This window comes from Streptomyces sp. NPDC001914, assembly GCF_042891215.1.
Taxonomy (GTDB): Bacteria; Actinomycetota; Actinomycetes; order Streptomycetales; family Streptomycetaceae; genus Streptomyces.
In genome coordinates, this window is the sequence record NZ_JBIASW010000002.1 from 157,872 (window position 1) to 178,950 (window position 21,079).

The following is a 21,079-nucleotide window of genomic DNA, read 5'->3' on the forward strand; positions in this document are numbered from 1 at the left end:
GGCGGGGCCGGTTGGGTCCGGTGGGGGCCGGCACGCCTCGGGCCGACACCGCTCCCCCCGCGGCGTGTCCCGCGGCGTGCCCGCGGTGTGCCGCGCGGCGTGTCCCCGCCGGCGACCCCGCGAGCGACCCCTACGGGTCCGAGCGACCGCTACGGGTCCGAGCGACCGCTACGGGTCCGAGCGACCCCTACGGGTCCGGGGGAGCCCCGCCCTCTCACGTCATACCCCAGGACTACGCGGAGTTGAGCCCGCGGGTTGACGCGTTCATCCGGCGTATTTGGTCATATGGAGAACACCACTCCTCACTGGTCCGGGTGAGAATGGCGGCTTAGGAGTGGAACGGAATCGAGGGCAGGGCCGCCGCCGACGACGGAGGTAAGGCACACATGGCACCGTACGAATCCGACGACAGCGCGAGGGCCGAGGAGGCCGACGACAGGTTCGCCGGGCGACACAAGGCCGCGCGGTACGTCGTTCCGGTCGCGGTGGTGGGGGTGGCGGCGGCGACGATCGGACTCGTCCCGGCGCTCGCCGACTCCGGGGACCCCGACCTGCCGAAGGTCACCGCGCAGCAACTCATCGAGAAGATCGCCGAGTCGGACGTCCAGCAACTGTCCGGCACCGTCAAGATCAGCACCGATCTGGGACTGCCCGACCTGGGCGGTCTGGAGAGCGGCCTGCTGTCCGGCGCGGCCGGGGAGCACGGTGGTTCCTCCGCCGACCCGCAGTCCAAGCTCCTCGAACTGGCCTCGGGCACCCACACGCTGCGCGTGGCGGCCGACGGCCCGGACCGGGCCAAGGTCTCCCTGCTGGACGACGCCGCCGAGTACAGCGTCATCCACAACGGCAAGGACGTGTGGGGATACGACAGCAAGTCGAACGAGGTCTTCCACTCGACGTCCGGCGAGTCCGGGCAGACCGGCGGGGGCAAGGCGCCGCACGATGTCCCCGCCACCCCGAAGGACTTCGCCGACGAGGTTCTCAAGTCCGTGGACGACACGACCTCCGTGACCGTCGACGGCACCGCGCACGTCGCGGGCCGTGACGCCTACAAGCTGGTGATCAAGCCCCGGCAGTCCGGCACGACGGTCGGCGCGATCAGCATCGCGGTGGACGCGAAGACGGGGCTGCCGCTGAAGTTCACGCTCACCCCGGCGAGCGGCGGCGCGGCCGTCGTGGACGCGGGCTTCACCCGGGTCGACTTCTCCCGGCCGTCCGCGTCGACGTTCGCCTTCACGCCGCCGAAGGGCGCGAAGGTGACCGAGGGCGACGACCTGAAGGGCGGGGAGTCGAAGGGCGACGGGCGGAAGGACTTCGAGAAGGCGCTGCCGAAGGGGCACGAGGATTCGGCCGACGGCCTCGGCGGTTCGAAGACCATCGGCGAGGGCTGGAACACGATCGTCGTCCTCGACACCGGCGGCGAGGGCCTGCCGTCCGGAGCGTCCGGCTCGACCGGAAACGGTGACGTCGACGGTTTCCTGAACTCGTTCGGCGACCACGTGAAGGGCACGTTCGGCTCGGGCACGGTCTTCTCGACCCGCCTGGTCAACGCGCTGATCACGGACGACGGCAAGGTGTACGCCGGTGCCGTCACCAAGGCCGCGCTGGTGAAGGCGGCCGACGCGGCCCAGTAGAGGCAACGAGGCGAACCGAACCGAGGGAGCCCATGGAGGAGCTGTCCGCCGACGAGCACGATCCGGCACGCACCGCGGGCGCCGCCGTCGCCGCGGGGCGGACGGCGAGCGCCCGCGGCGAGCCGGCCGCGGTGATCGCCACCCGGGCGCTGAGCAAGCGGTACCGCGGCGGACAGCTCGCCGTCGACGGCCTGGACCTCACCGTCCCGGCGGGCAGCGTCTTCGGCTTCCTCGGCCCGAACGGCTCGGGCAAGACCACCACCATCCGCATGCTGATGGGCCTGATCGAGCCGACCTCGGGGACGGCGAGCGTGCTGGGGAGGCCCATGCCCCGGTCCGCTCGCTCCGTGCTCCCGCACGTCGGGGCGCTGATCGAGGGCCCCGCGCTGTACGGCTTCCTCTCCGGGCGGGACAACCTCCTCCGGTACGACGCCGCGGACCCGACCGCCGATCCCCGCACCCGGCGGACACGTGTCGGGACCGCGCTGGACCGGGTCGGACTGACCGCGGCGGCGGGAAAGAAGGCCAAGGCGTACTCCCTGGGGATGAAACAGCGGCTCGGGCTCGCGGCCGCGCTGCTCCAGCCCCGCCGGCTGCTCGTCCTGGACGAGCCGACCAACGGCCTCGACCCCCAGGGCATGCGCGAGATCCGCGCGCTGGTCCGGGAGCTGGCCTCCGACGGCACGACCGTCTTCCTCTCCTCGCACCTCCTCGACGAGATCGAGCAGGTCTGCACCCACGCGGCCGTGATGGCCCAGGGGCGGCTCGTCGTGCAGGGCCCGGTGGCCGATCTCGCGGCCGGTGCCCGGGGCCGGCTGGTGGTGACCACCCCGGACGCCGGGGACGCGGCACGGATTCTCAAGGAGCAGGGCGTCACGGATCTCGTCGTGACCGAGACGGGAGTGACAGCGGAGCCTCCGGCCCGTGAACTGGCCGAACTGAACGCCGCGTTGGTCATGGCGGGCGTCCGGGTCCGCGGCTTCGGAGTGGAACGGGCCTCGCTGGAGGACGCGTTCGTGGCGCTGACCGGGGAGGGTTTCGATGTCGCGGGCTGAGAGCGCACAGAGCGGGGACGCCGGGGGGCCACCGGAGGCACGCACGGAGAGAATCGCACCCCCGCCAGCGAAGCCGGGAGACGCCGGGCCGGCGACAGCCGCTACGCGCACGCCCTCGCCAGTGGCCGCGAAAACGGGGGCCACCCGCCAGCGCAGCCCGCTCTGGACCCTCGGACTCTTCCGCGACGAACTCGTCACGACCTTCCGCCGCTGGCGCACCATCGCGCTGCTCGGCGTGCTCGCGGCCGTGCCGATCCTCATCGGCGTCGCCGTCAGGATCGAGACGGACGGCGGCTCGGAGGCGGGCGGTGGCGGCGGCGAGGGCCCGGCGTTCATCGCGCAGATCACCAACAACGGGCTGTTCCTGGTGTTCACCGGGCTGGCCGCGACGCTCCCGTTCTTCCTGCCGATGGCGATCGGCGTCATCGCGGGCGACGCGATCGCGGGGGAGGCCAACGCAGGAACCCTGCGCTATCTCCTCGTCGCGCCCGCGGGCCGCATGCGGCTGCTGCTCACGAAGTACGCGACGACGATGGCGTTCTGCCTGGTGGCGACCCTCGTGGTGGCGGTGTCGGCCTTCGCTGTGGGCGCCCTGCTGTTCCCGCTGGGTGACCTGACCACGATCTCCGGGACCCGGATCGGCTTCGCCGAGGGGCTCGGCAGAGCGCTGCTCATCGCCCTGGTCGTCGCCGCGTCACTGACCGGTGTCGCCGCGCTCGGCCTGTTCGTCTCCACCCTCACCAACAGCGGCGTCGCGGCCATGGCGACGACCGTCGGCCTCCTGATCACCGTCCAGATCCTCGACCAGATCCCGCAGCTCCACGCGCTCCAGCCGTACTTCTTCTCCCACTACTGGCTGTCCTTCGCCGACCTCATGCGTGACCCCGTCTACTGGGACGACCTCGTCCGCGACCTCGGCCTGCAGGGCCTGTACGTCGCCGTGTTCGGGTCGGCCGCGTGGGCGCGGTTCACGACGAAGGACATCACCGCCTGAGCGGGCGCCTCACTGCTCGTAGGAGAAGCGCGCGAGCGGTGCCTCCTGGGCGAAGAAGGTCTTCGCGCGGGTCAGCGCCGCCGTGTCGTTCAGGACGTCGCCGGGGCGGCTGCCGTTGCCGAGCAGGACGCCGCCGAAGCGCATCTTCATGTACGCCGCCGTGTGGTTCAGCGTGCCGATCAGCGGGTCGGCGACCTCCGGCTCCTCGTGGGCGAGTGCGGTGACGCCCCACAGGGTGCGGCCGGCCAGGGTGGCCTTGAAGTCGACGCCGGGTGTGCGCAGCCAGCCGGACCAGTAGTCCAGGTAGCGCTTGGTCAGGCCGGACACCGAGTACCAGTACAGGGGGGAGGCGATGACGATGTCGGTGGCGGCGAGGGTGGCGTCCAGGAGGGTGCCCTCCGTGCCCGAGGCGGGCGGGCGTACGTGGTCGCCGTCCCGGCGGAGGTCTGTGAAGTCGGGGAGGGGGTGGGCTGCCAGGGAGAGCCAGTGGTGCTCTGTGTCTGCGGGGAGTTGTTCGGCTGCCCTGCGGGCCAGGGTCTCGGTGTTGCCGTTCGGGCGGCTGCTGCCGAGCACGAACAGGAATCGGCGGGTCATGGTTCCCCCTGAGATGCGTCGGCCTCTATCACTTGCGTGAACAATATATGCATACGCATCTACCGTCCACCCCGACCGGCCCCGCAGATCACCTCACCCCAGGTTGCCTCGCCCCCTCCGCCCCTACCCGTCCCACCCTGGGGCTCCGCCCCAGACCCCGCTCCTCAATCGCCGGAGGGGCTGAACTTTTGCTGGCCGGGGCTGAAATCCTGCGCGGCACCCGAGAAGTGACCCCCTGGGGCTCCGCCCCAGGCCCCGCTCCTCAATCGCCGGAGGGGCTGGATCCTGCACCCGCAGCCGGGATCCGGCGGAAGGGGACGTGCCGGTACATCGATGGCCGTCGCCACTAACGGTCACTTCTCTGCCCGACAGCGGCGGCCTGATGCACCGGCGCGGCCCCGATCCACCCACCGGACCGGTCGTCACCGCCCGGGCCGCGGTGGCCGTTGCACCCGAGGGACCGGCCCCGGTGCCGCCGCGCCGGGAACGGCTCCGCCCGGCGCGCCGGCACGCCGGCCGGACTGGAGGCGGGCCGCGTTCGACACGGGGTTCGCGGGCCCGCCGGAGGCCGTCGCGCCCGCCACCGCCGGCCTGCGCCAGCTCTCCGGCACCGAGGCATGCCGCTCGACCCCGCCCCCCGCCCGCGCCTCCGCCAGCCGAGCCGCCTGCTCGGCCACGGGAGCGAACCCCGGAGCCGCGTTGCCGCTCTGGGACGGCACCTGGCGGACCGCCATGGCCGTCAAGGCGGCCTGGGTCTCCCGGGGGAACACATCACGGGGCAGCAACTGCGACGCCGCCCCGGTCACCTCGACCCGATGCCGCCTCCCCCCGGATTCGAACGTGACGCCGTACCCGAGGTACTGCCGGTCCCGGTCGAACATCAGATCCCCCCTCACCTGCCCACCCCCGGCCCGCGTCAGCTCACTCAGCTCCCGAAGGGCCTCCGGCATCGGCGCGGTCCGCCCGAGGCTCGCCACATACGCGTCCGCCTCCACACGCCCCTCGCGGAACCGCGGCCTCCCGTCGGCCCCGAGGTGCATCTGCACGGCACCGACCCGATTGTCGGGATGGATGTCGATGGTGAGGCGCCCGTCCCCGCCGTACTCGCGGACGAACCGCTCCCGCAGCGCGGTGAACTGCACCTGGTTCTCCAGCGCCGGAGGAAGGTTCGGTCCGTAGATGGTGACTCGCGCCTCGGGGTCGGCCTCCAGGATGATCTCGGCGTTGGCCACCCCCGTGCCGCCGGCGCCCGCGACGAGCCACGTCTTCGGGGCCCCCTCCGCACCCGCGGCCCGCGCGTCGAAACGGCCCTCGGCGATCTCGTCCCCGATGAAGACGCGTCCGGGCGCGGCGGCCCGCGCCCGCTCCCACCGGGCGGTCGCGTCGAGCGTCTGGAGAGCGGCCCGCGCCCCGCCCCCGGAGCGCAGCCCGTCCAGCACGCCTTCGTCCCGCAGCACCTGGAGCGCCCGCTCCGCAGAGACCTCCCCGGTCAGCGCGGCCTGCGCGGGTGAGCCGGCGGGCAGCTGCCCGCGTACGGCGTCGAGGGCTTCCGGCAGGTTCACCGCGTCCCGGCGGTCGACGCCCGGCACCATCTCCGGCGGCAGCCCGGTGGCCACGGTGGGCGTGCCCTCGACCTTCACGTAGACGTCCGGCGAGCCGTCGCCGGGCCGGATGTGCGCGTAGAGGTGACCGTCCTGGCCCGGGACCAGGGCCGCGGTGCCGTCGACGACCGGTCCGCGCACGGCGAGCTGGTCCTCCCACAGGCGCACGGCGTCGCGCGGCACCCGCGAGGTCGGGTCGGCGAACTGGTGGGCGTCCCCCATCCCGCTGGCCCGCATGTCCCTGGTCTGGTCGGGGGACTGGACGATGCCCTGGCCGGGGTCCAGGTGCCAGCGGCCGCGGGCGTCGACGAGCAGGGCCTGCGGGTCGCGTCCGACGAGGCTGGCACCACCGCCGATGACGACCTGGCGGGTGGGCCATTCACCGGTCGCGGCGGTCTCCGCGCGGAGCTGGTCCAGGGTGGCGGCACCGTCCCGGGTGCGCCGGTCGGCCGCCTGGGCCGCCGCTCCGGCGAGCTCCTCGCGCGGGACGGGGGAGCCGTCGGGCCGGAGCCCCGGCAGGGGAGGCGCGTCGAAGGTGGCCCCCAGGGGCCGCGCGTGCTCGGCCCGCGACCGGAACTCCCGCAGTTCGGCGGCGTCGGCGGCGCCCAACCGCTCGACGGGGACGGCGAGTTCGCGCAGGGCGTCGGCCGTCATCGGGGTGAGGTGCGGGTCGATGACATCACGGCGGATGTCGGCGGCCAGGAGCTCCGGGACATGGCGGTCGGAGTCGGCGGGGGCCTGCGGCCGCAGCCCGACATGGTCGATGAGCGCCGATAACTCACCCCGGGATTCGGCGCGTTGGGTGGCGTCGGGGGTGACGTCGTACATGCGGGCGGCCAGGTGGTTGAGTTCGCCGACCCGGCCGAGGTCCTCCTCGGTCAGGCTCAGGCGCCGGTCCGCGCCGCCGAGCCCGCCGCGGGCCAGCAGGTCCTGGCGGTTCGGAGCGACGCCCGCGACCTCGGGGTCACCGGCGGCGGCACGGGTCGCCCGGTCGCGCACCGCGAGCAGTTCGCCGACCTCGTGGCTCAGCGCCCGGCCCACCTGACGCGGGTCCATCCGGTCGGAGAGCTGGACGACGTGCTGGTCCGAGGTGGTGTTCACGTGGGTCCGCGCGACGGTGCCGGAGGGGAGCGGTATCGCGTCCAGCCGCAGGGTGAGGCCCCGGCCCCGGTCGTCGGTGAGCGCGAAGAAGCGGTCGCCGGCGGCGCCGGACCGCAGCTCGACGGAGGTCAGCCGCTGCGCGTACAGGCTCTGCACCACCATCGGCAGGGTGCTCTCCGCCTGCGCGACGACGGCGGCCTGGCGTCCGGGATCAGGCGCGGCGCCGGTGCCCGAGACGAAACGGCTGCCCGCGACGTCGGTCGCGGTGATGACGACGGGCTCCGCGCGCGGCCCCGCACCGGCGGCGGGACGAGTCTCCCCCTGGGCCTCCGGCCGGACGTCCGGCCGCACGTCCGGCCGGCCGTCCCCCTGGACGCTCTCCCGGGCGTCGCTCCGGGCCTCCGCCCGGTCGGAACGGCCGTCGTTCCCGTGGTCGAGCGGTTCCTGCTCCACTGGCACTTTCCCCCTTGAACGGCCTCGTGGCACGTAAGATCTCGGCATGCTGATCGCCCGTTCGACGCAGGAAGCACACCTCTACATGGACCTGCACGCCTGCGCGTGCGGGGCGGAGAGCTTCGAGCGCGAGCACCGTCTCGACGAGCGGGACGGTGCCCTGGTCGCGGTGTACGAGGGCGTCTGCCCCCAGTGCGGCCGCGCCCGTTCCTTCGCGTTCCGGCTCGCCGACGAACTCCCGCCCGCACCACCGGCGTTCGGCGGGCGGGAGCCCTCGCGGATCATCGACCCGGGGGAGTTCCTGTGGGTGAGCGACCAGGTGGCCACGGACACGGGACTGCGGCTGCTGCACACTCCGCCCGCCGAGCGGCACGGACAGCGTGAGGGCTCCGCGTTCGCGCTCGCGGCGGTCGAGGAGGTCCTCAAGTTCCTTCCGCAGGGGCTCGACAGCGTCCCCGAGGAACTGTTCACCTCGGAGCGCGGCCGCGAGGTGTACGACAGTGCCCCGCACCGCTTCGGACGGGCCGCACTCCTCGAGAACATCGCCCGCAAGCGCCGCATCCTGGAGAGCATCGACCCCGTAAGCCGGCCGTAGGCCCTGCCCGGCATTCACGGCGCTCCCAGCGCTCCCGGCGCTCCCGGCGCCCCCGGTGCTCACGGCGCCCGGGGCGGCCGAGGAGCCGGACGCGGGACGGCCGCGACGGCCGGCGAGGCGCCGCCCGCCGCACCCGGCATCCGCCCGGCCGCCGGTGAGGCATTTCCGCCACCGGACCGCAGACGGGCCGCGGTGGCGACCCGAATCGTGGCATCGCCGATGGAGGCCCCCGCCCCGGACACCGCCCCGGCCGGGCCACTCACCCCCGACACTCCACCGTCCGACGCACCTGCCCCGGACACCGCACCGGCCGGGACACCCGCCCCCGATACCCGGGATGCCCCACCGGCCGAGGTGCCCAGCCCCGGTGCCCCACCGGTCGAGGTGCCCAGCCCCGACGCCAGGCCCGGCTCCGTTCCCCGTCCGGCGGGGAACACCCCCCGCTCCGAGGTGATCAGCCCGGTGGCCAGCCCGCTCTCGACCAGCTTCTCCGCGTTCTCGCGGCCGACGGAGAACCCGCGCCCCGACGTGCTCCGCGCGTACAGGTCCTCGATCATGACCTCGGGGGCCATCCGACCGCCGTACGGGTCGCGGCCCGCGTCGAACTCGGTGCGGCCGCGCTGCCAGCGGCCGGCGTTCTGGGCGAGGCACTGTTCGAGGGGGACCTCGACCGACAGCAGGACGCGCCGGTCGTAGCCGTCGGCGCGCAGATCGCCGAGAAGCTTCTCGTTCCAGCGCTGGTCGCGCAGCGTCGCGTCGTAGAGGAGGTTGTAGCCCTCGGAGCGTGCCCACTGCTCGAAGACCTCCTGGAGGAAGGCCGATTCGCGGTGGGTGAGCGAGGCCGTCTCGGACGGCGCGACCGGCCGCCCGTCGGACAGCACGCGTGCGGAGGGCGCCAGACGGGGCGATCCGCCGTGCTCGAAGATCGCCACCTTGAACTGGTCCGGGTCCAGGACCACGTAGTCGCGTATGTCGATGCCGTGGACCCGCCGCAGCGCGTGCCCCAGTGCGTCGTCGCGCCCCTGCCACTCGCCGAGTCCGCGCAGTGCGCCGCCTTTCCCGGCGCCGGGCGCCCCGGCGGTGAGCAGGGCGGCATGGCCGTCGCGGGGCAGGCCGGCGCAGCGCCCGGCGAACTCCTCCAGGATCGCGGAGTGCATCCGCTCGCGTTCCGGCGTCCACAGCGCGCCGCGCCGGAACCGGGCGAACGTGTCCGCGCCGCCCGGCGCGAGATCGCCGCCCGGTGACATCCGGGTCTGCAACTCCCGGTACAGCGCGCGGTATTCGGGTCTGAGTCCCGCCTCCGGCCGCTCGCCCGTGGTCATGGCCGACGCTCGGTCCCGTCGGCCGGACCGTCCGGCCGGCCGTCGATCCTGCGCTGGATCTCCTCCACGTCCTCGCGGGTCACCTGCCCGAGCAGCCGTGCCGCGGCGAGCACGGACAGCGTGTTGTCCTGGTGGGTCGGCTCGGGATGTCCCTCGTCCAGGCCCTCCTCGGGCTGGAAGGGCCAGCCGGCCACGGTCGCGATCATCTGCTCGCGTTCCACGAATCCGGCGGCGTAGAGGCCCAGATAGGCGCGCAGGGAAGGAGCCGCGTCGGCCGCGGACGCGTCGGGTGCGGGGGTGTCGTTCATGGGCGGAGTATTCCTCGCTTACCAGAGACTGGTCTCGTACGGATCCGGGTCGGGCCGGTGTGCCGACGCGGCGACCGCGTCCTCGTACGACTCGACCGCGGGTGGCGTCTTCGGGCGGTGGCTGCCGCCCTTGCAGCCCGCGAACGGGCCGCTGGGAGAACGCAGTTCGGACAGTACGGCGCCGAGGTGGTCCCGGTGCCAGACGGCCGGGCCCGAGGCGCCCGCCGCCGGGTCGGTGTGCTCCTGCCAGGCCAGCCACAGTCCGTGGAGCCGGGCGACCGCCTCCGGGTGTTCCCACCAGCGGGGGCACCAGGGCTGCTGCGAGGTGACCTCGCGGCCGTAGACGGGAAGGAGCAGGTCGCCGACCCAGACGGCCAGTCGGCTCATCTCCTCGGCGTACTCGGAACCGTCGAGGAAGAGGATGAACGGGGGTGCCTCGGCCGCCTGTTGTCCGGCTGCTTCGGTCGTGGTCGGGAAGGCCTCGGATGTCATCGGTAGGTGATCCTTTCGGCCGCGCGGGCGGTGATGGCCTTCACCTCGGCCTGGGCCGCCGTCGCGATGCGGTCGGCGCCCGGCTCGGCGTACCAGGGGCGGAGCCGGACCAGGGCGGGCCGGATGCCGGTGGCCAGGAGCAGGGCGGTGCCCTTGGGCAGGGCGCGGATGCGGTCGGCGGGCAGGATGCGTTCCAGGCGGTACGACGTCGACCGGGAGCGTCCGTCCCTGCCCTTGGACCAGCTGACCGTCGAGACGTCGTGGTCGCCGACGAGCCGGGAGATCTTCTCCACGAAGTCGGCGTCGTCCAGTCCCGCGCCGAGCAGTTTGATGGTCGCGGCCGACCAGAGCGCGTCCATGCCCGTCTCGCCCCAGACCCGTGCGCCCTGCCGGTAACTCTGCAGCAGGGTCACGATGTTGATGCCGCGTGAGCCGAAGTGCGAGTACAGGTCGGGGAGATCGGAGATCCGGCAGACGTTCGCCGCCTCGTCGAGGACCGCCGTCATCGGCGGTTCGAGGCGTCCGCCCATCCGCTCCGCGGCGACGACTCCCGCGCGCAGCACGGAGTCGGCGGCCGCGGCGACGACCCCGGCCGCCGAGCCGCCGCCGTCCTTGGAGAGCAGGTAGAGCGTGTCGGGGGACAGCACATGGCGGTCGGGGAGGAACTGCGGCAGCGCGGGGTCCGGGGTCACCCACGCGGCGATCGCGGGGTCGAGCAGGCAGGCCACGCACTGGCGGCTGGTCTCGTAGATGCCGTCCCGGGTCTCCACCGCGCCCTGCACCGTGCCCTGCAACTGGTCGGCGAGGGCCGTCATCCCGGCGTCGCGCAGCAGGTCGACCGGAGTGCGGTCGGCCGGGTCGGCCAGCCAGGCGAGGACCTCGCCGATCGGCCGTCCGCCGCGGTGGGCCGCGTGGAAGAGGGCGGTGAGGGTGTTCTGGGCGGCCGAGATCCAGAAGTCGCGGCGGGAGGCGTCGTCGTTGACCGCGCCGACGAAGTGTCCGGCCAGCCGGCGGGCGCCCTCGATCGTGGCCGCTTCGGCGAGCATGTCCCACCACAGGCCGCGGGGGGTGTGGGCGATGCCCTGGGGGTCGAACGTCCAGACCCGGCCCAGCCGTTCGCGTTCCGCCCGCGTCACGCTGTACACGTCCGCCTTGTTCGACGTCAGCAGCACGCTGCCGCGGGCCCGCAGGACGCGCGGGACCGCGATGCCGGTGGACTTGCCCGCGCGGGGTGCCATCAGGTCGAGCTCGACGTCCTCGTGGCTGGAGCGGAGTTCCGGACCGCGGGGTTCGAGGTTGCCGATCAGGTTCCCGGTGTCGTCCGGGGTGATCTTGCCGAGCTTGGCCAGGGCCGGCCGGAGTTCGCGGGCGCGCCGGGCGGCGCCCTTGGGCAGGAGGGCGGCCAGTTCCTTGCGGCCGGCCAGGCCGGTGGGTGCGGTGACCCGGCGTCGTACGAGCGTGATCAGGGCCGTGATCGCCGCCACGACGGTCCCGAGGACGGTGGCGATGCCGGCGGTGAGCGCGGTCGGGGAGGTGGTCGGCCACAGGGGGCCGGGGCCCTGCCTCACCAGGGTGGAGAGGGTGGACAGGGTGAACGGTGGTGGGTGCCAGCCGGCGCCGGTCGCCGCCGCGCCCAGGGTTCCGCCCAGCCAGGCGGCCAGGAACGTCGTGCCGATGAGGAACGCGGCGCCCGGCACGATCCAGGGGAGGAGGTCCTCCCCGGCTCCGGGTCCCGTCCTGCGTGTGCTGCTCATCTCTGCTCCCCCGTCGATGGTTCTCGCCCCCGCCGCCCCTACCCGTCCCGTCCCGGGGGCCTGGCCCCCGGACCCCCCTCCGCGCTCCGCGCGGGTCCTCAAGCGCCGGACGGGCTGGAATTTCCGTCCCGTCCTGGGGGCGTGGCCCCTGCACCCCTCTCCGCGCTCCGCGCGGGTCCTCAAGCGCCGGACGGGCTGGAATTTCCGTCCCGTCCTGGGGGCGTGGCCCCTGCGCCCGCCCCCCTCCGCGCTCCGCGCGGGTCCTCAAGCGCCGGACGGGCTGGAATCTCCCCTCCGTCCAACCCCGGACGGGCTGGAATGTGGGCCGGGACCCTTGTGCAGGGACGGTCTGCCCGCCTCTGTCCAGCGGGTGTTCGTGTTGTGCAGGGCCCGTTCCGTGTCGGTGATGGAGACCTTGATCGGGATGCCGGGGCGGCCGCCCACCTTGATGAGGAAGCGTCCGCGGCCGGGCGGCTCCTCGTTGCCGCCGGTGCTCGCCCAGCCCGGCGGGGACGACCACGAGGACACGAGCTCGATCTCGCGCTCGGACATGCCGACGATCTCGCCCAGTTCCCGCATCTCCGAGCGCGGCAGCCCGGCGCAGACGACCATGCCCGCCCGTTCCACGAACCCCCGCGCCTTCGCGCGGTCGGCCTCGCTGCCGAGGGCCTCGGCGTCCTTGAGCGTGTGGGTGATCTTCGCGTCGCCGAGGCCGAGCGAGCGGTTCAGCCGGGTCAGCGCGTCGATCCGTTCCACGATGCCGGAGGCGGCCCGCAGCGGGCGCCACAGCTCGTCGAGAACGGTGAAGAACCAGCGCTGCGGGGCGAGTCCGGCGTCCGCGAGGGCGTGCGCGGCGGCCACCGTGCCGAGCCCGTCGGACCAGGCGGCCAGCATCGCCGCGGCCGTGAGCTGGGTGTCCGCCTCGCCGATGCGGGAGATGTCCACGCACACGGCGGGCGACGCCGGGTCGATCCGGGTCGAGGTCTCGTTGGCGAAGGTGTCGCCGAGCGGGCCGTCGAGCACACCGAGCAGCGAGCGGTGCAGGGGGTCCACGGCCTCCTGGTAGCGGGCCACGTTGCCGCGGTCCAGCGTCACCGCGCGGACCCGGTCGGGACCCTCGTCCAGCACCTTCAGCAGATCCGGCAGGAGCGGCGCCCGCCCCGGCTTCGTACGCTCCGCGAGATGGTGCAGACAGGCGGACAGCACCGACTGCTCGTGGTCGTCCATCGGACGCCCGCGCACGATGGTGATCAGCGCCGCGACCATGTTCAGGACCCGGCCGTGCGCCTCCGCGGCCAGGATCCGGCCGCGCTCGCCGCCGATCCGGGCCGCCGCCTCGCCCATCGCGCCCGGGTCGAGGACGTTGATGCCGCCGACCCCGCGCCCGATGGAGATCACCTGGCCGCCGAGCGCCCGCACGGTGTCGGCGTAGTCGGGCTTCAGGTCGCCGAGGACCAGGGGCGTGATGCCCGTCGCGGACATGCCGATCAGCATGCGGTTGACCAGGGTCGACTTGCCGAGGCCCGGCATGCCCAGCATGAAGAGCGAGGGGTTGGAGATGTAACGGGCCCGGGTGAACCAGGAGATGGGGTCGCCGCACACGGTCGCCCCGGTGTGCAGATGCTGCCCGAGCGGGACCCCGGTCATCGGCGCGCCGGAGCCGGCCGCGAACGGCCACAGTCCGCACGCCTGCACGGTCGTCGCGCGCCACAGCGCGGGCGGGTCGACGTGCCCGACCTGGCCGCCCGCGGGGCCGTACCAGCCGCGCGGCGGCGCGGTGACGGGACCCGGCGGGACCGCTCGGGTCCCCGGTGCCGGCTGCCTGCTCACAGTGCCTCCCTGATCTGGTACGGAACGAGGGTGTGCTCCCACGGGAGCAGGCCGACCGGCAGCGTGCAGGTGAAGGCGGCGGCCTGCATACGGTCGGCGGGGCGCATCAGGATGCGGGACGAGGCCTGGAGGTTGCGCACGGTGATCCCCGCGTCCTGCAACTGCTCCTCGTCGTCCACCGTGACCGTCACCATCAGCGAGAACTCGACGAGCCCCGCGCCCGCCGCCTCCTCGGCCGCGGTCTGCTCGGCGGCCTGCATCTCCGAACTGGCCCGCGCCTGGACGAGACCGCGCTTGGAGCCCGCCATGAAGTGCGCGGTGCGCCGGTCGGACTCGACGATGCGGGCCGAGGTGGCGGGGTCGATGGGCCGGTAGATCAGGGAGACCCGCTTGCGCCGGGTGCCCGGGGCCGGTTCGAGGAGCCCGCGCAGCACGCTGGAACGGACGGTGCCGCGGGGCGCGAGCGTCAGCATCCAGGTGCGCGAGACACCCGAGTCGTGCTTGTACGAGGTGACGGTCTCCACGGCCGCGGCCGGGCCCGCGTCGCCCCACTCCACACCCGTCGTGGCGTGCTCGGCGCGGGCGCTGAGGACATCGGGGGCGATGGCGGGGTCGTACGCCACCCGGACGATCTCGGCGAGCCGGTCGGCCGGCAGCGGGTAGGCGCTGCCGCCGCCCGCCGCGACGAGTCCGGACAGCAGTCCGGGCAGCCGCATCGACAGGTCGGTGACGATGTCGTCCGTGCCGCGCTTGGGGCCGCCCGTCGGGCCGTAGGTCAGGGCGATGTACGTGTGCATCTCGGAGGACGCCGACGGATAGCGCTCGACGACCTCCTCCATCACGGCGCGCGCGGCGGCCGGCGCGTCCGGGGAGATCCGGGGGAGCACCTCGGCCGCGAGCCGGGTCCCGGTGTCCGGGGCGGTCTCCACGACCACCTGGGCGCCGCGCAGGCCCGGTTCGTGGGACAGCCGGGCGAGCCAGTCGCCCCAGGAGGCCACCCAGATGTCGACCTGGGACGGGTCGACGAGCGAGCCGCCGTCCGGTTCACAGGCCAGCACCACCGTGTACAGGCCGCGGCCCGGGTGGTGCAGCACGCCGAAGGAACGGTTGTAGGCGTCGCGGCCCTCGTACATCCGGGTGCGCGCGAGCAGTCCGGGCGGCTGGTAGCGGCCGCCGGGACGCTTGGACAGCGGCCCGGACAGGTAGGTGTGCGAGCCGGCCGACCTGCGCCGCGCCCAGCCGACGCGGATGGCGAGGACCTGGTAGACGTTGCGGCCGTCGACCGTGCGCAGCGCCAGCGGGGCGAGGAACAGCCCGACCGGTACGAGGACGACGATCGCGGCGGCCAGCGAGACCAGCGAAGCCAGCAGCGCCACCAGCAGTCCGCCGAAGGCGACGACGGTGCCGAGCAGACCCAGCGGACCGAGTCCGGGACGGCGGGGCCTGCGCCAGTTCCCGTACGTGGGACGCGTCATGGCGTCGGTGGACATGGGGTTCCTTCTTCCGGCTCGAAGCGCTGGATACGTGTCTGGGGCGGAGTTCGGGGACGGAGTTCGGGGGCGGAGTTCCGGGGCCGAGTTCCGGGGCGGTGGCCGGCCCGGTGGCGGCGGCTCGCGCACCGCCCCGGAACTCGCTGAGCGCCGTGGCTCCTCGGTCTCGTGGCCGCTAGTGGTTGTGGCCCTTCATCCCGTCGTTGTCGTTCAGGGAGTTGGCCACCTCACTGGCCGCCGCGACACCGGTCTGCACGGCGACCGCCGCGGCCTGTACGGCGAGGGTCGCGCCGCCCGTGGCCGCGCCCGCCGCGGCCGCGCCGCCCGCCGCAGCGGCGCCCCCGGCTCCGCCCGCCGCACCCGCGCCGCCGCTCGCCGGGGCTCCGGCGCCCGCCGAGGGCGAGCCCTGCGGACCGGCGGCGCCCCCGCCACCGCCGCCTCCGCCGGCACCGCCTGCGGCGATGCTGACGGCGCCGGTGGCGACGTTGTTGACCGCGTTCAGCGTGACCGTGCCGCCCGAGGTGCCGCCCAGGGCCGCCGTCGCCGGAACGATCAGCTTGAGCAGGGCGGGCAGGGCGAACACCGCCATGATCAGCATGCCCAGACCGGCGATGGTCTGGTCGAGGTTCTTGGTGTCCTTGGTCATCGACGTGGCCGAGTAGATGATGAGCGCGGCCGCCGGTTTGTAGAGCAGCCAGGCCGCGAGCCAGCCGACGTGCTTCTTCCACCAGCCCTCGCCCCACCCGGTCATCGAGGAGACCGCGGCCAGCGGCAGGGTGCCGACCAGCATGATCATGACGCCGATGCGGATGTACATCAGACAGATCTGCACGAAGCTCGACAGCATCACCAGCAGGCCGAAGATGAGGATGAGACCCGGCTGGTCGAGGGTCAGCACCCCGAGCATCGTCGACGCCTGGTCGCCGAGGTCGGACTTCGCGTACACCTCCTGCGCGTACAGGTCGGAGGCCCTGGTGAGCGCCTGGACCACCGGGACGGCGACCGCGCCGACGAGGATGACCTTCCACATCCCCATGAACGCCTGTTTCATGGGCTGGCCCTTGCGCTCCAGCGCCATGTGGATCGCCGCGATCAGCAGCGAGGCCACCGCCACGTAGCCGACGAGCCAGTCGACCTCCGCGTCGATCTTGGCGACGGGCCCGGAGGCGTCTCCCACGTCGACGTTCATCCACACACCGTTGAGCGCCTTGAGCACGGCCGCGGTCGCGTCGCCGATCGCCTTGGCGAAGGCCACCACGGCACTGTCGGTGAGCTGCGTCCCGACTTCGTCGATCACGCAGTCGTACACCCGCCAGGAACACGACATCTCACACCTCCCAGGTGACGAAGCCCTTGGTGCCGCTGATCTGCGACATGCCGGAATAGACGGTCCCGTCGGCGTCGGGCGCGAGTTTCCAGTCGCCGTCCAGCCAGCGCAGCGTCACCGAAGCGGTGCCGTAGGCGTTCTTGCCGGGGACCCGGACGACGAACATCACGGTCGACTTCTCCTTGTCGTACGACAGGACGGTGAAGCCCGCGTAGCCACCCCCGTCGGTCTCGCCCGAGGTCGGCTTGTCGCCCGCCGCGGTGCGGCTCGCGACGAGTGCGTCGCGTCCGCCGCCGGGGACGACCTGCCGGTCGACGACCTTCCGCCAGCCCGGGTAGCTCAGGTGGTCGGTGATGGCGTGGGCGGCCATGACGGAGCCCATCGGCGTGTGGGCGAAGCAGGACCAGACCGGTCCGTCGAACGTGAGCGGGCCCGCCGTCCTCGAGACCGGCACCAGTCCCGTCCCGTCGGCCTTCCACGTGAAGTCCTTCGGGGCCCGGGTGGGCTTGGCCTGGTCGCCGTCGTCGGTGCGGCAGCCGGCGGGACGGGCGCCCGGACGGTCGCCGCCGCCGTCCCGGTCCGGGTCGGCGGACGGTGCGGGCTTGCCGCCGCCCGACGCGTCCGCCGGTGTCCCGTTGTCTGCGCCGAGCATCGTGAAGACGGCGAGCACGAGCAGCACCAGCAGGAACCCGGCCGACAGGACCCAGCTCCGCTGCTGCCAGAACGGCTGTTCCCACTCGCCGCTGCCCCCTTGGGGCCGGACGGAGTTCAGCATGGTTGCGCTCCCTTCGCTCGGGCTCTGACGGAGCGTCGGTCAGGCGAAGACGAACGTGACGACGGGGCCCGCGGTGGCCACCAGGACACAGCCGCCGAGCACCATGCCGAGCCGGCCCATGTGCTCCGAGCCCTCGCCGCGGCGCATGGAGATCGCCATCATGGCGCCGGTGATGAGCACACCCGCGACGCCGGCCGCGGTGCCGGCCCAGGCGAGGATGCCGAGGACGGTGTCGACCTTGCCAGTCAGCGCGCCGGGCGCGTCGCGGTTCGGGTTGGGGATCTTGCCGTCCGCCAGGTAGACGTACTGGTGGGCCTGGGCTGCTATCGCCTTGAACATGGTTTCTCCCCGATGTGGCCGGCTGCCCGCGCGTCCGTCCGGGACGGATGCGGAACTCGCCGGGTCTGAGCGGCACTTGCTCGGTGCGAGCGGTACGTGCTTGCTGCGAGCGGTACTTGGGGGCGATGAAGATCCGTGGGACGCCCCGTGCTTCCCGGTGCACAGTGAGCTTGGCGACTCCTGTGGGCCGGGGCCAGCGATGTAGGAGACCAGCACCTGTCGGTGACGTGTCCGTGACAGACGGGAAGAGACCGTCATGAAAGACGAGGTGGGGGCCGCGGAAAAGAACTGAGGCACCATCAGATGCGATGGTGCCTCGGGGGATTCCTGACGGCGGGCGGACGGAAGGCGGCGTCCGGTGGACGGCCGGCCGTGTCCCGCTGGGCGGTCCGGCGGCGTCCGTGGGACGGTCGGCCGTGTCCCGGTGGGGTTCCGCGGTCGGCCGGCCGTGTCCCGGTGGGTGGTCCTCGGCGTCCCGCGGGCGGCCGGCTGTGTCGCGTGGGCGGACGGTCGGCCGGCTGTGTCCGTGGGCGGTGGCGGGTCAGAGTACGAAGCCGACGATCGGGCCCGCCGTGGCGCCGATGACGCAGGCGCCCAGCACCATCAGGAACTGGCTCAAGTGCTCCTCGAACTCCCCGGACTTGACGGCCAGGGCCATCCGGGAGCCCACCATCATCAGGCCCGCCACGCCGGCGGCGGTGACGAGCCAGGCGATGATGCCGAGGACGTAGTCGAGCTGGCCGGTGACCCTCCCGTCCACGGCCAGCGGGGCGGCGGCGAGGGTGTGCAGGGCGGTCACGGCGCGGTCCTTCCCGTCAGGCGGGCCAGGGAGGCGGCCTCGCGCGGCAGCGGCCCGGTGAGGTCGCCGGTGCGCCAGGCGGGCATCCAGGGCACCCGGTAGACGTCGATGACCGAGTTGATCACCTTGATGCGCTGGGTGAGCGGGCGCGGCAGCCGGCCGGGCGCGTCCGCGACCAGGACGATGGCGTCGAGATCGAGTCCCGGCGGCGCGTCTCCCCGGCGGAAGATGTCGAGCGTGTGCGACACGGCGTCGAGTCCCGCCGCGTGCGTACGGCCGACGAGCAGGACCGAGGCCGGCTCGCCCCGGTCCGGCCGGGGCCAGTCGCGCCCGGCGTCGTGGCCGCCGAAGACGGTGGCGAGCGTGGAGGACCCGGCGCCGCCGTGGGTGGCGATCCAGGAGAACTGCCTCGCCCGTGCAGCGAGTTGCTGTTCCTCCTCGTACCGCTGCGGCGACTGCTCCGGTTCCCCGGCCGCCCCGCGTATCCATATCTCGGGCCCGCCCAGGCCGTGTGGCTCGTTCCCGTACGGCACCGTGCCCTCGTTCCCGCGCGGCGGCGCTCCTTCGCTCCCGCGCGCGGCCTGCCCCTCGTCGACCCGCATCGCCACCCCCTCGATCCCCTGCATGGGTGCTCTCTCTCCTCGTCGGTGCACCGATCCTCCCGGCGCCCGGGCGAGTTGGGTAACGGGGCGTGAGTTCCTGGGACGAGTCTGTGACGCCGCGGTGACGCGGGAATCGGGTGGGAACCGAGAGACTCGACAGCATGTACACGACCGGAACATGAGGCTGAGGGGGGCCGATGTCCAACGGGGGCGGATCCACCATGACCTGGGTGGTCGGCGGCTGCCTGGCCGCCGTGATCATGCCGATGGTCATGATGGTCGCGGTGAGCGGGGCATCGAGCGAGGAGGACCCGGGGTCGGGCGGGGGCGGAGGACTGAAGGACGGTGCCGTGCCCGCGAGTTACGTTCCGTGGGTGCTCAAGGCGGGCGCCATGTGCGACGTCATCAAGCCCGCGGTCATCGCCGCGCAGATCGAGGCCGAGTCGGGCTGGAACCCCAACGCCCGTTCCCCCGTGGGCGCCGAGGGGCTGTCGCAGTTCATGCCGGGGACCTGGCCGAGCTGGGGCAAGGACGACGACGGCAACGGCCGGGCCTCGCCGTTCGATCCCGGTGACGCGATCATGGCGCAGGGCCGTTACGACTGCGCCCTCGCCAGGACGGTCGAGGGGTACAAGAACCGCGGCGAGGCGAGCGGCGAGACCCTCGACCTCGCACTGGCGGCGTACAACGCGGGACCCGGCGCGGTGCACCAGTACCACGGCATGCCGCCGTACACCGAGACCCGTGACTACGTCGCCCGCATCAAGTCCCTGATACCCAAGTACGAGTCGGTGGACGATCCGCCGGGCAGGATCCCCGACGGTCAGCAGATGGCGATGCCGCTCTCCGGCAATCCGCGGATCACCTCTCCGTACGGCATGCGCATGCACCCGATCAAGCACGTCTACAAGCTGCACACCGGCATCGACTTCGCGGCGCCGCTGGGTACGCCGTTCAAGGCGGCCCGGGACGGCACGGTGACCTTCGCGGGCTGGGGCAACGGGTACGGCAACCGCGTGGTCATCTCGCACGGAACCATCGACGGCGACCGCATCTCGACGACCTACAACCACATGCGCAGCATCGCCGTGCACGTCGGCCAGCACGTCCAGGTCGGCCAGAAGGTCGGCGAGGTGGGTTCCACCGGTCTCTCGACGGGGCCGCACGCGCACTTCGAGGTCCAGCAGAACGGTACGTACGTGGATCCGGCACCCTGGCTGGGCCTGAAGTGAGGAGGGAGGCGAGGATGAGGACGACACGGACGGGAACAGCGGTCCGCACCGGGGCGCGCGGGACCTTCGCCGCGCTGACGGTCGTGTCCATGGCCGGGATCCTGGCGTTGACGGGCTGTGGCCTGCGGGACCATCGTGATGAGGTGGGCGCGCCGGGTTCGTCGCCCTCCGCGGTGCCGTCCGTGGCACCGAAGGCGTCCCTCCCGCCGGGCAGGCCGCTGGGCACGGACGCACACGTGCCGAGCCCGTCGGCTGTCGACGGGACGGACGCGACGGAAGTATCGGAGGCGTGGGCGGAGGTGGCGTACGGCTATGACACGAAGTACGACTACGGTCCCCACGACGCCGTGCTGCGTTCCGCCCGCTGGTTCACCCCGGCCAAGGCCGCTGCCGAGCGGTCGTACCACCCCGCTAGCGGGGCGGGCGCCGAGTGGAACACCTGGGCCGGTCACCGGGCTTGGACCAGCGTGGACGTGACCCCGGACGACGACGCCGACGGTCCCGCCGACACGACCGTCCTGGCCTACCGCGCCCTCTTCGTGGACGGCACGGCGCACGGCCGCGACGGCTGGACCGGTACGGGGCCGCGCGCGAACGTCTACCTCAAGCTCACCCGGGCGAGTGGCGGCCGTCCGTGGCGCGTCGCCGACGTGACGAGCGTGGAGGCGGCGGACCCGCCTCCGCCGCCGTCAACCTCCGAGCCCGGGGCCTCACCCGCGACGCCGACGTCGTCCTCGGCCCCGATGATGTCCTCGAACCCGTCCTCGACCACCCCTTCGTGA

The 21,079-nt window shown here is 73.3% G+C and carries 19 protein-coding genes; 6 read left to right on the forward strand and 13 right to left on the reverse strand.

The window, feature by feature from the left end; genetic code table 11:
• The first annotated feature begins 386 nt into the window (after window positions 1–386).
• From ACFYYF_RS05705 to ACFYYF_RS05715, 3 genes are read left to right on the forward strand one after another with little or no spacing between them, the layout of a single operon-like run.
• Window positions 387–1,634 carry an outer membrane lipoprotein carrier protein LolA gene (locus ACFYYF_RS05705; protein WP_388771846.1) on the forward strand — a complete coding sequence of 416 codons (1,248 nt, stop codon included), beginning with the start codon at window positions 387–389 and terminating at the stop codon, window positions 1,632–1,634.
• Window positions 1,635–1,666: 32 nt separating this feature from the next.
• A complete protein-coding gene (locus ACFYYF_RS05710) occupies window positions 1,667–2,689 on the forward strand; it encodes an ABC transporter ATP-binding protein (protein WP_388771849.1) in 1,023 nt (340 codons plus the stop codon).
• Window positions 2,676–3,683, forward strand: a complete 1,008-nt coding sequence (locus tag ACFYYF_RS05715) for an ABC transporter permease (protein WP_388771852.1) — start codon at window positions 2,676–2,678, stop codon at window positions 3,681–3,683. The genes ACFYYF_RS05710 and ACFYYF_RS05715 overlap by 14 nt, the downstream gene beginning before the upstream one ends.
• A gap of 9 nt (window positions 3,684–3,692) precedes the next feature.
• Here the strand turns inward: ACFYYF_RS05715 and ACFYYF_RS05720 are convergent, their stop codons facing one another.
• Together ACFYYF_RS05720 and ACFYYF_RS05725 are read right to left on the reverse strand one after the other, a co-directional pair.
• Entirely contained in the window at window positions 3,693–4,277 is a 585-nt protein-coding gene (locus ACFYYF_RS05720) for an NAD(P)H-dependent oxidoreductase (RefSeq protein ID WP_365493899.1), read from the reverse strand.
• Window positions 4,278–4,699: 422 nt separating this feature from the next.
• Window positions 4,700–7,432 carry a hypothetical protein gene (locus ACFYYF_RS05725; RefSeq protein WP_388771854.1) on the reverse strand — a complete coding sequence of 911 codons (2,733 nt, stop codon included), beginning with the start codon at window positions 7,430–7,432 and terminating at the stop codon, window positions 4,700–4,702.
• Window positions 7,433–7,478: 46 nt separating this feature from the next.
• Here ACFYYF_RS05725 and ACFYYF_RS05730 point away from each other — a divergent pair, with 46 nt between their 5' ends.
• On the forward strand, window positions 7,479–8,027 hold the full coding sequence (locus ACFYYF_RS05730; RefSeq protein ID WP_388771856.1) for a hypothetical protein: 549 nt from the start codon (window positions 7,479–7,481) through the stop codon (window positions 8,025–8,027).
• 59 nt (window positions 8,028–8,086) lie between these two features.
• On the opposite strand, the gene ACFYYF_RS05735 is transcribed toward ACFYYF_RS05730, so the two are convergent.
• From ACFYYF_RS05735 to ACFYYF_RS05785, 11 genes are all read right to left on the reverse strand, one after another.
• A complete protein-coding gene (locus ACFYYF_RS05735; protein WP_388771858.1) occupies window positions 8,087–9,349 on the reverse strand; it encodes a zeta toxin family protein in 1,263 nt (420 codons plus the stop codon).
• A complete protein-coding gene (locus ACFYYF_RS05740) occupies window positions 9,346–9,657 on the reverse strand; it encodes a hypothetical protein (protein WP_388771861.1) in 312 nt (103 codons plus the stop codon). The genes ACFYYF_RS05735 and ACFYYF_RS05740 overlap by 4 nt, the downstream gene beginning before the upstream one ends.
• An 18-nt stretch (window positions 9,658–9,675) precedes the next feature.
• Entirely contained in the window at window positions 9,676–10,149 is a 474-nt protein-coding gene (locus ACFYYF_RS05745; RefSeq protein WP_388771864.1) for a DUF4913 domain-containing protein, read from the reverse strand.
• Window positions 10,146–11,903 carry a type IV secretory system conjugative DNA transfer family protein gene (locus ACFYYF_RS05750; protein ID WP_388771865.1) on the reverse strand — a complete coding sequence of 586 codons (1,758 nt, stop codon included), beginning with the start codon at window positions 11,901–11,903 and terminating at the stop codon, window positions 10,146–10,148. Before ACFYYF_RS05750 ends, ACFYYF_RS05745 begins: the two co-directional genes overlap by 4 nt.
• 264 nt (window positions 11,904–12,167) lie before the next feature.
• The gene (locus ACFYYF_RS05755; RefSeq protein ID WP_388771868.1) at window positions 12,168–13,733 is read right to left on the reverse strand and encodes an ATP/GTP-binding protein; all 1,566 of its coding nucleotides are present in this window, start codon (window positions 13,731–13,733) and stop codon (window positions 12,168–12,170) included.
• Window positions 13,730–15,223, reverse strand: a complete 1,494-nt coding sequence (locus ACFYYF_RS05760) for an SCO6880 family protein (protein ID WP_365495495.1) — start codon at window positions 15,221–15,223, stop codon at window positions 13,730–13,732. The genes ACFYYF_RS05755 and ACFYYF_RS05760 overlap by 4 nt, the downstream gene beginning before the upstream one ends.
• 175 nt (window positions 15,224–15,398) lie before the next feature.
• Window positions 15,399–16,550, reverse strand: coding sequence for a hypothetical protein (locus ACFYYF_RS05765; protein WP_361676891.1), 1,152 nt, complete (start codon window positions 16,548–16,550; stop codon window positions 15,399–15,401).
• A 1-nt stretch (window position 16,551) separates the two neighbouring features.
• Entirely contained in the window at window positions 16,552–17,325 is a 774-nt protein-coding gene (locus tag ACFYYF_RS05770) for a hypothetical protein (protein WP_388771871.1), read from the reverse strand.
• A gap of 39 nt (window positions 17,326–17,364) precedes the next feature.
• The gene (locus ACFYYF_RS05775; protein ID WP_362405534.1) at window positions 17,365–17,664 is read right to left on the reverse strand and encodes a hypothetical protein; all 300 of its coding nucleotides are present in this window, start codon (window positions 17,662–17,664) and stop codon (window positions 17,365–17,367) included.
• A 541-nt stretch (window positions 17,665–18,205) separates the two neighbouring features.
• A complete protein-coding gene (locus ACFYYF_RS05780; protein WP_361676882.1) occupies window positions 18,206–18,463 on the reverse strand; it encodes a hypothetical protein in 258 nt (85 codons plus the stop codon).
• Window positions 18,460–19,089 carry a DUF6668 family protein gene (locus ACFYYF_RS05785; RefSeq protein ID WP_388771873.1) on the reverse strand — a complete coding sequence of 210 codons (630 nt, stop codon included), beginning with the start codon at window positions 19,087–19,089 and terminating at the stop codon, window positions 18,460–18,462. Before ACFYYF_RS05785 ends, ACFYYF_RS05780 begins: the two co-directional genes overlap by 4 nt.
• A gap of 173 nt (window positions 19,090–19,262) precedes the next feature.
• On the opposite strand from ACFYYF_RS05785, the gene ACFYYF_RS05790 reads away from it, so the two are divergent.
• Window positions 19,263–20,297: a peptidoglycan DD-metalloendopeptidase family protein gene (locus tag ACFYYF_RS05790; protein ID WP_388771875.1), complete on the forward strand. Its 1,035-nt coding sequence runs from the start codon at window positions 19,263–19,265 to the stop codon at window positions 20,295–20,297.
• Window positions 20,298–20,311: 14 nt separating this feature from the next.
• On the forward strand, window positions 20,312–21,079 hold the full coding sequence (locus ACFYYF_RS05795; protein WP_388771878.1) for a hypothetical protein: 768 nt from the start codon (window positions 20,312–20,314) through the stop codon (window positions 21,077–21,079).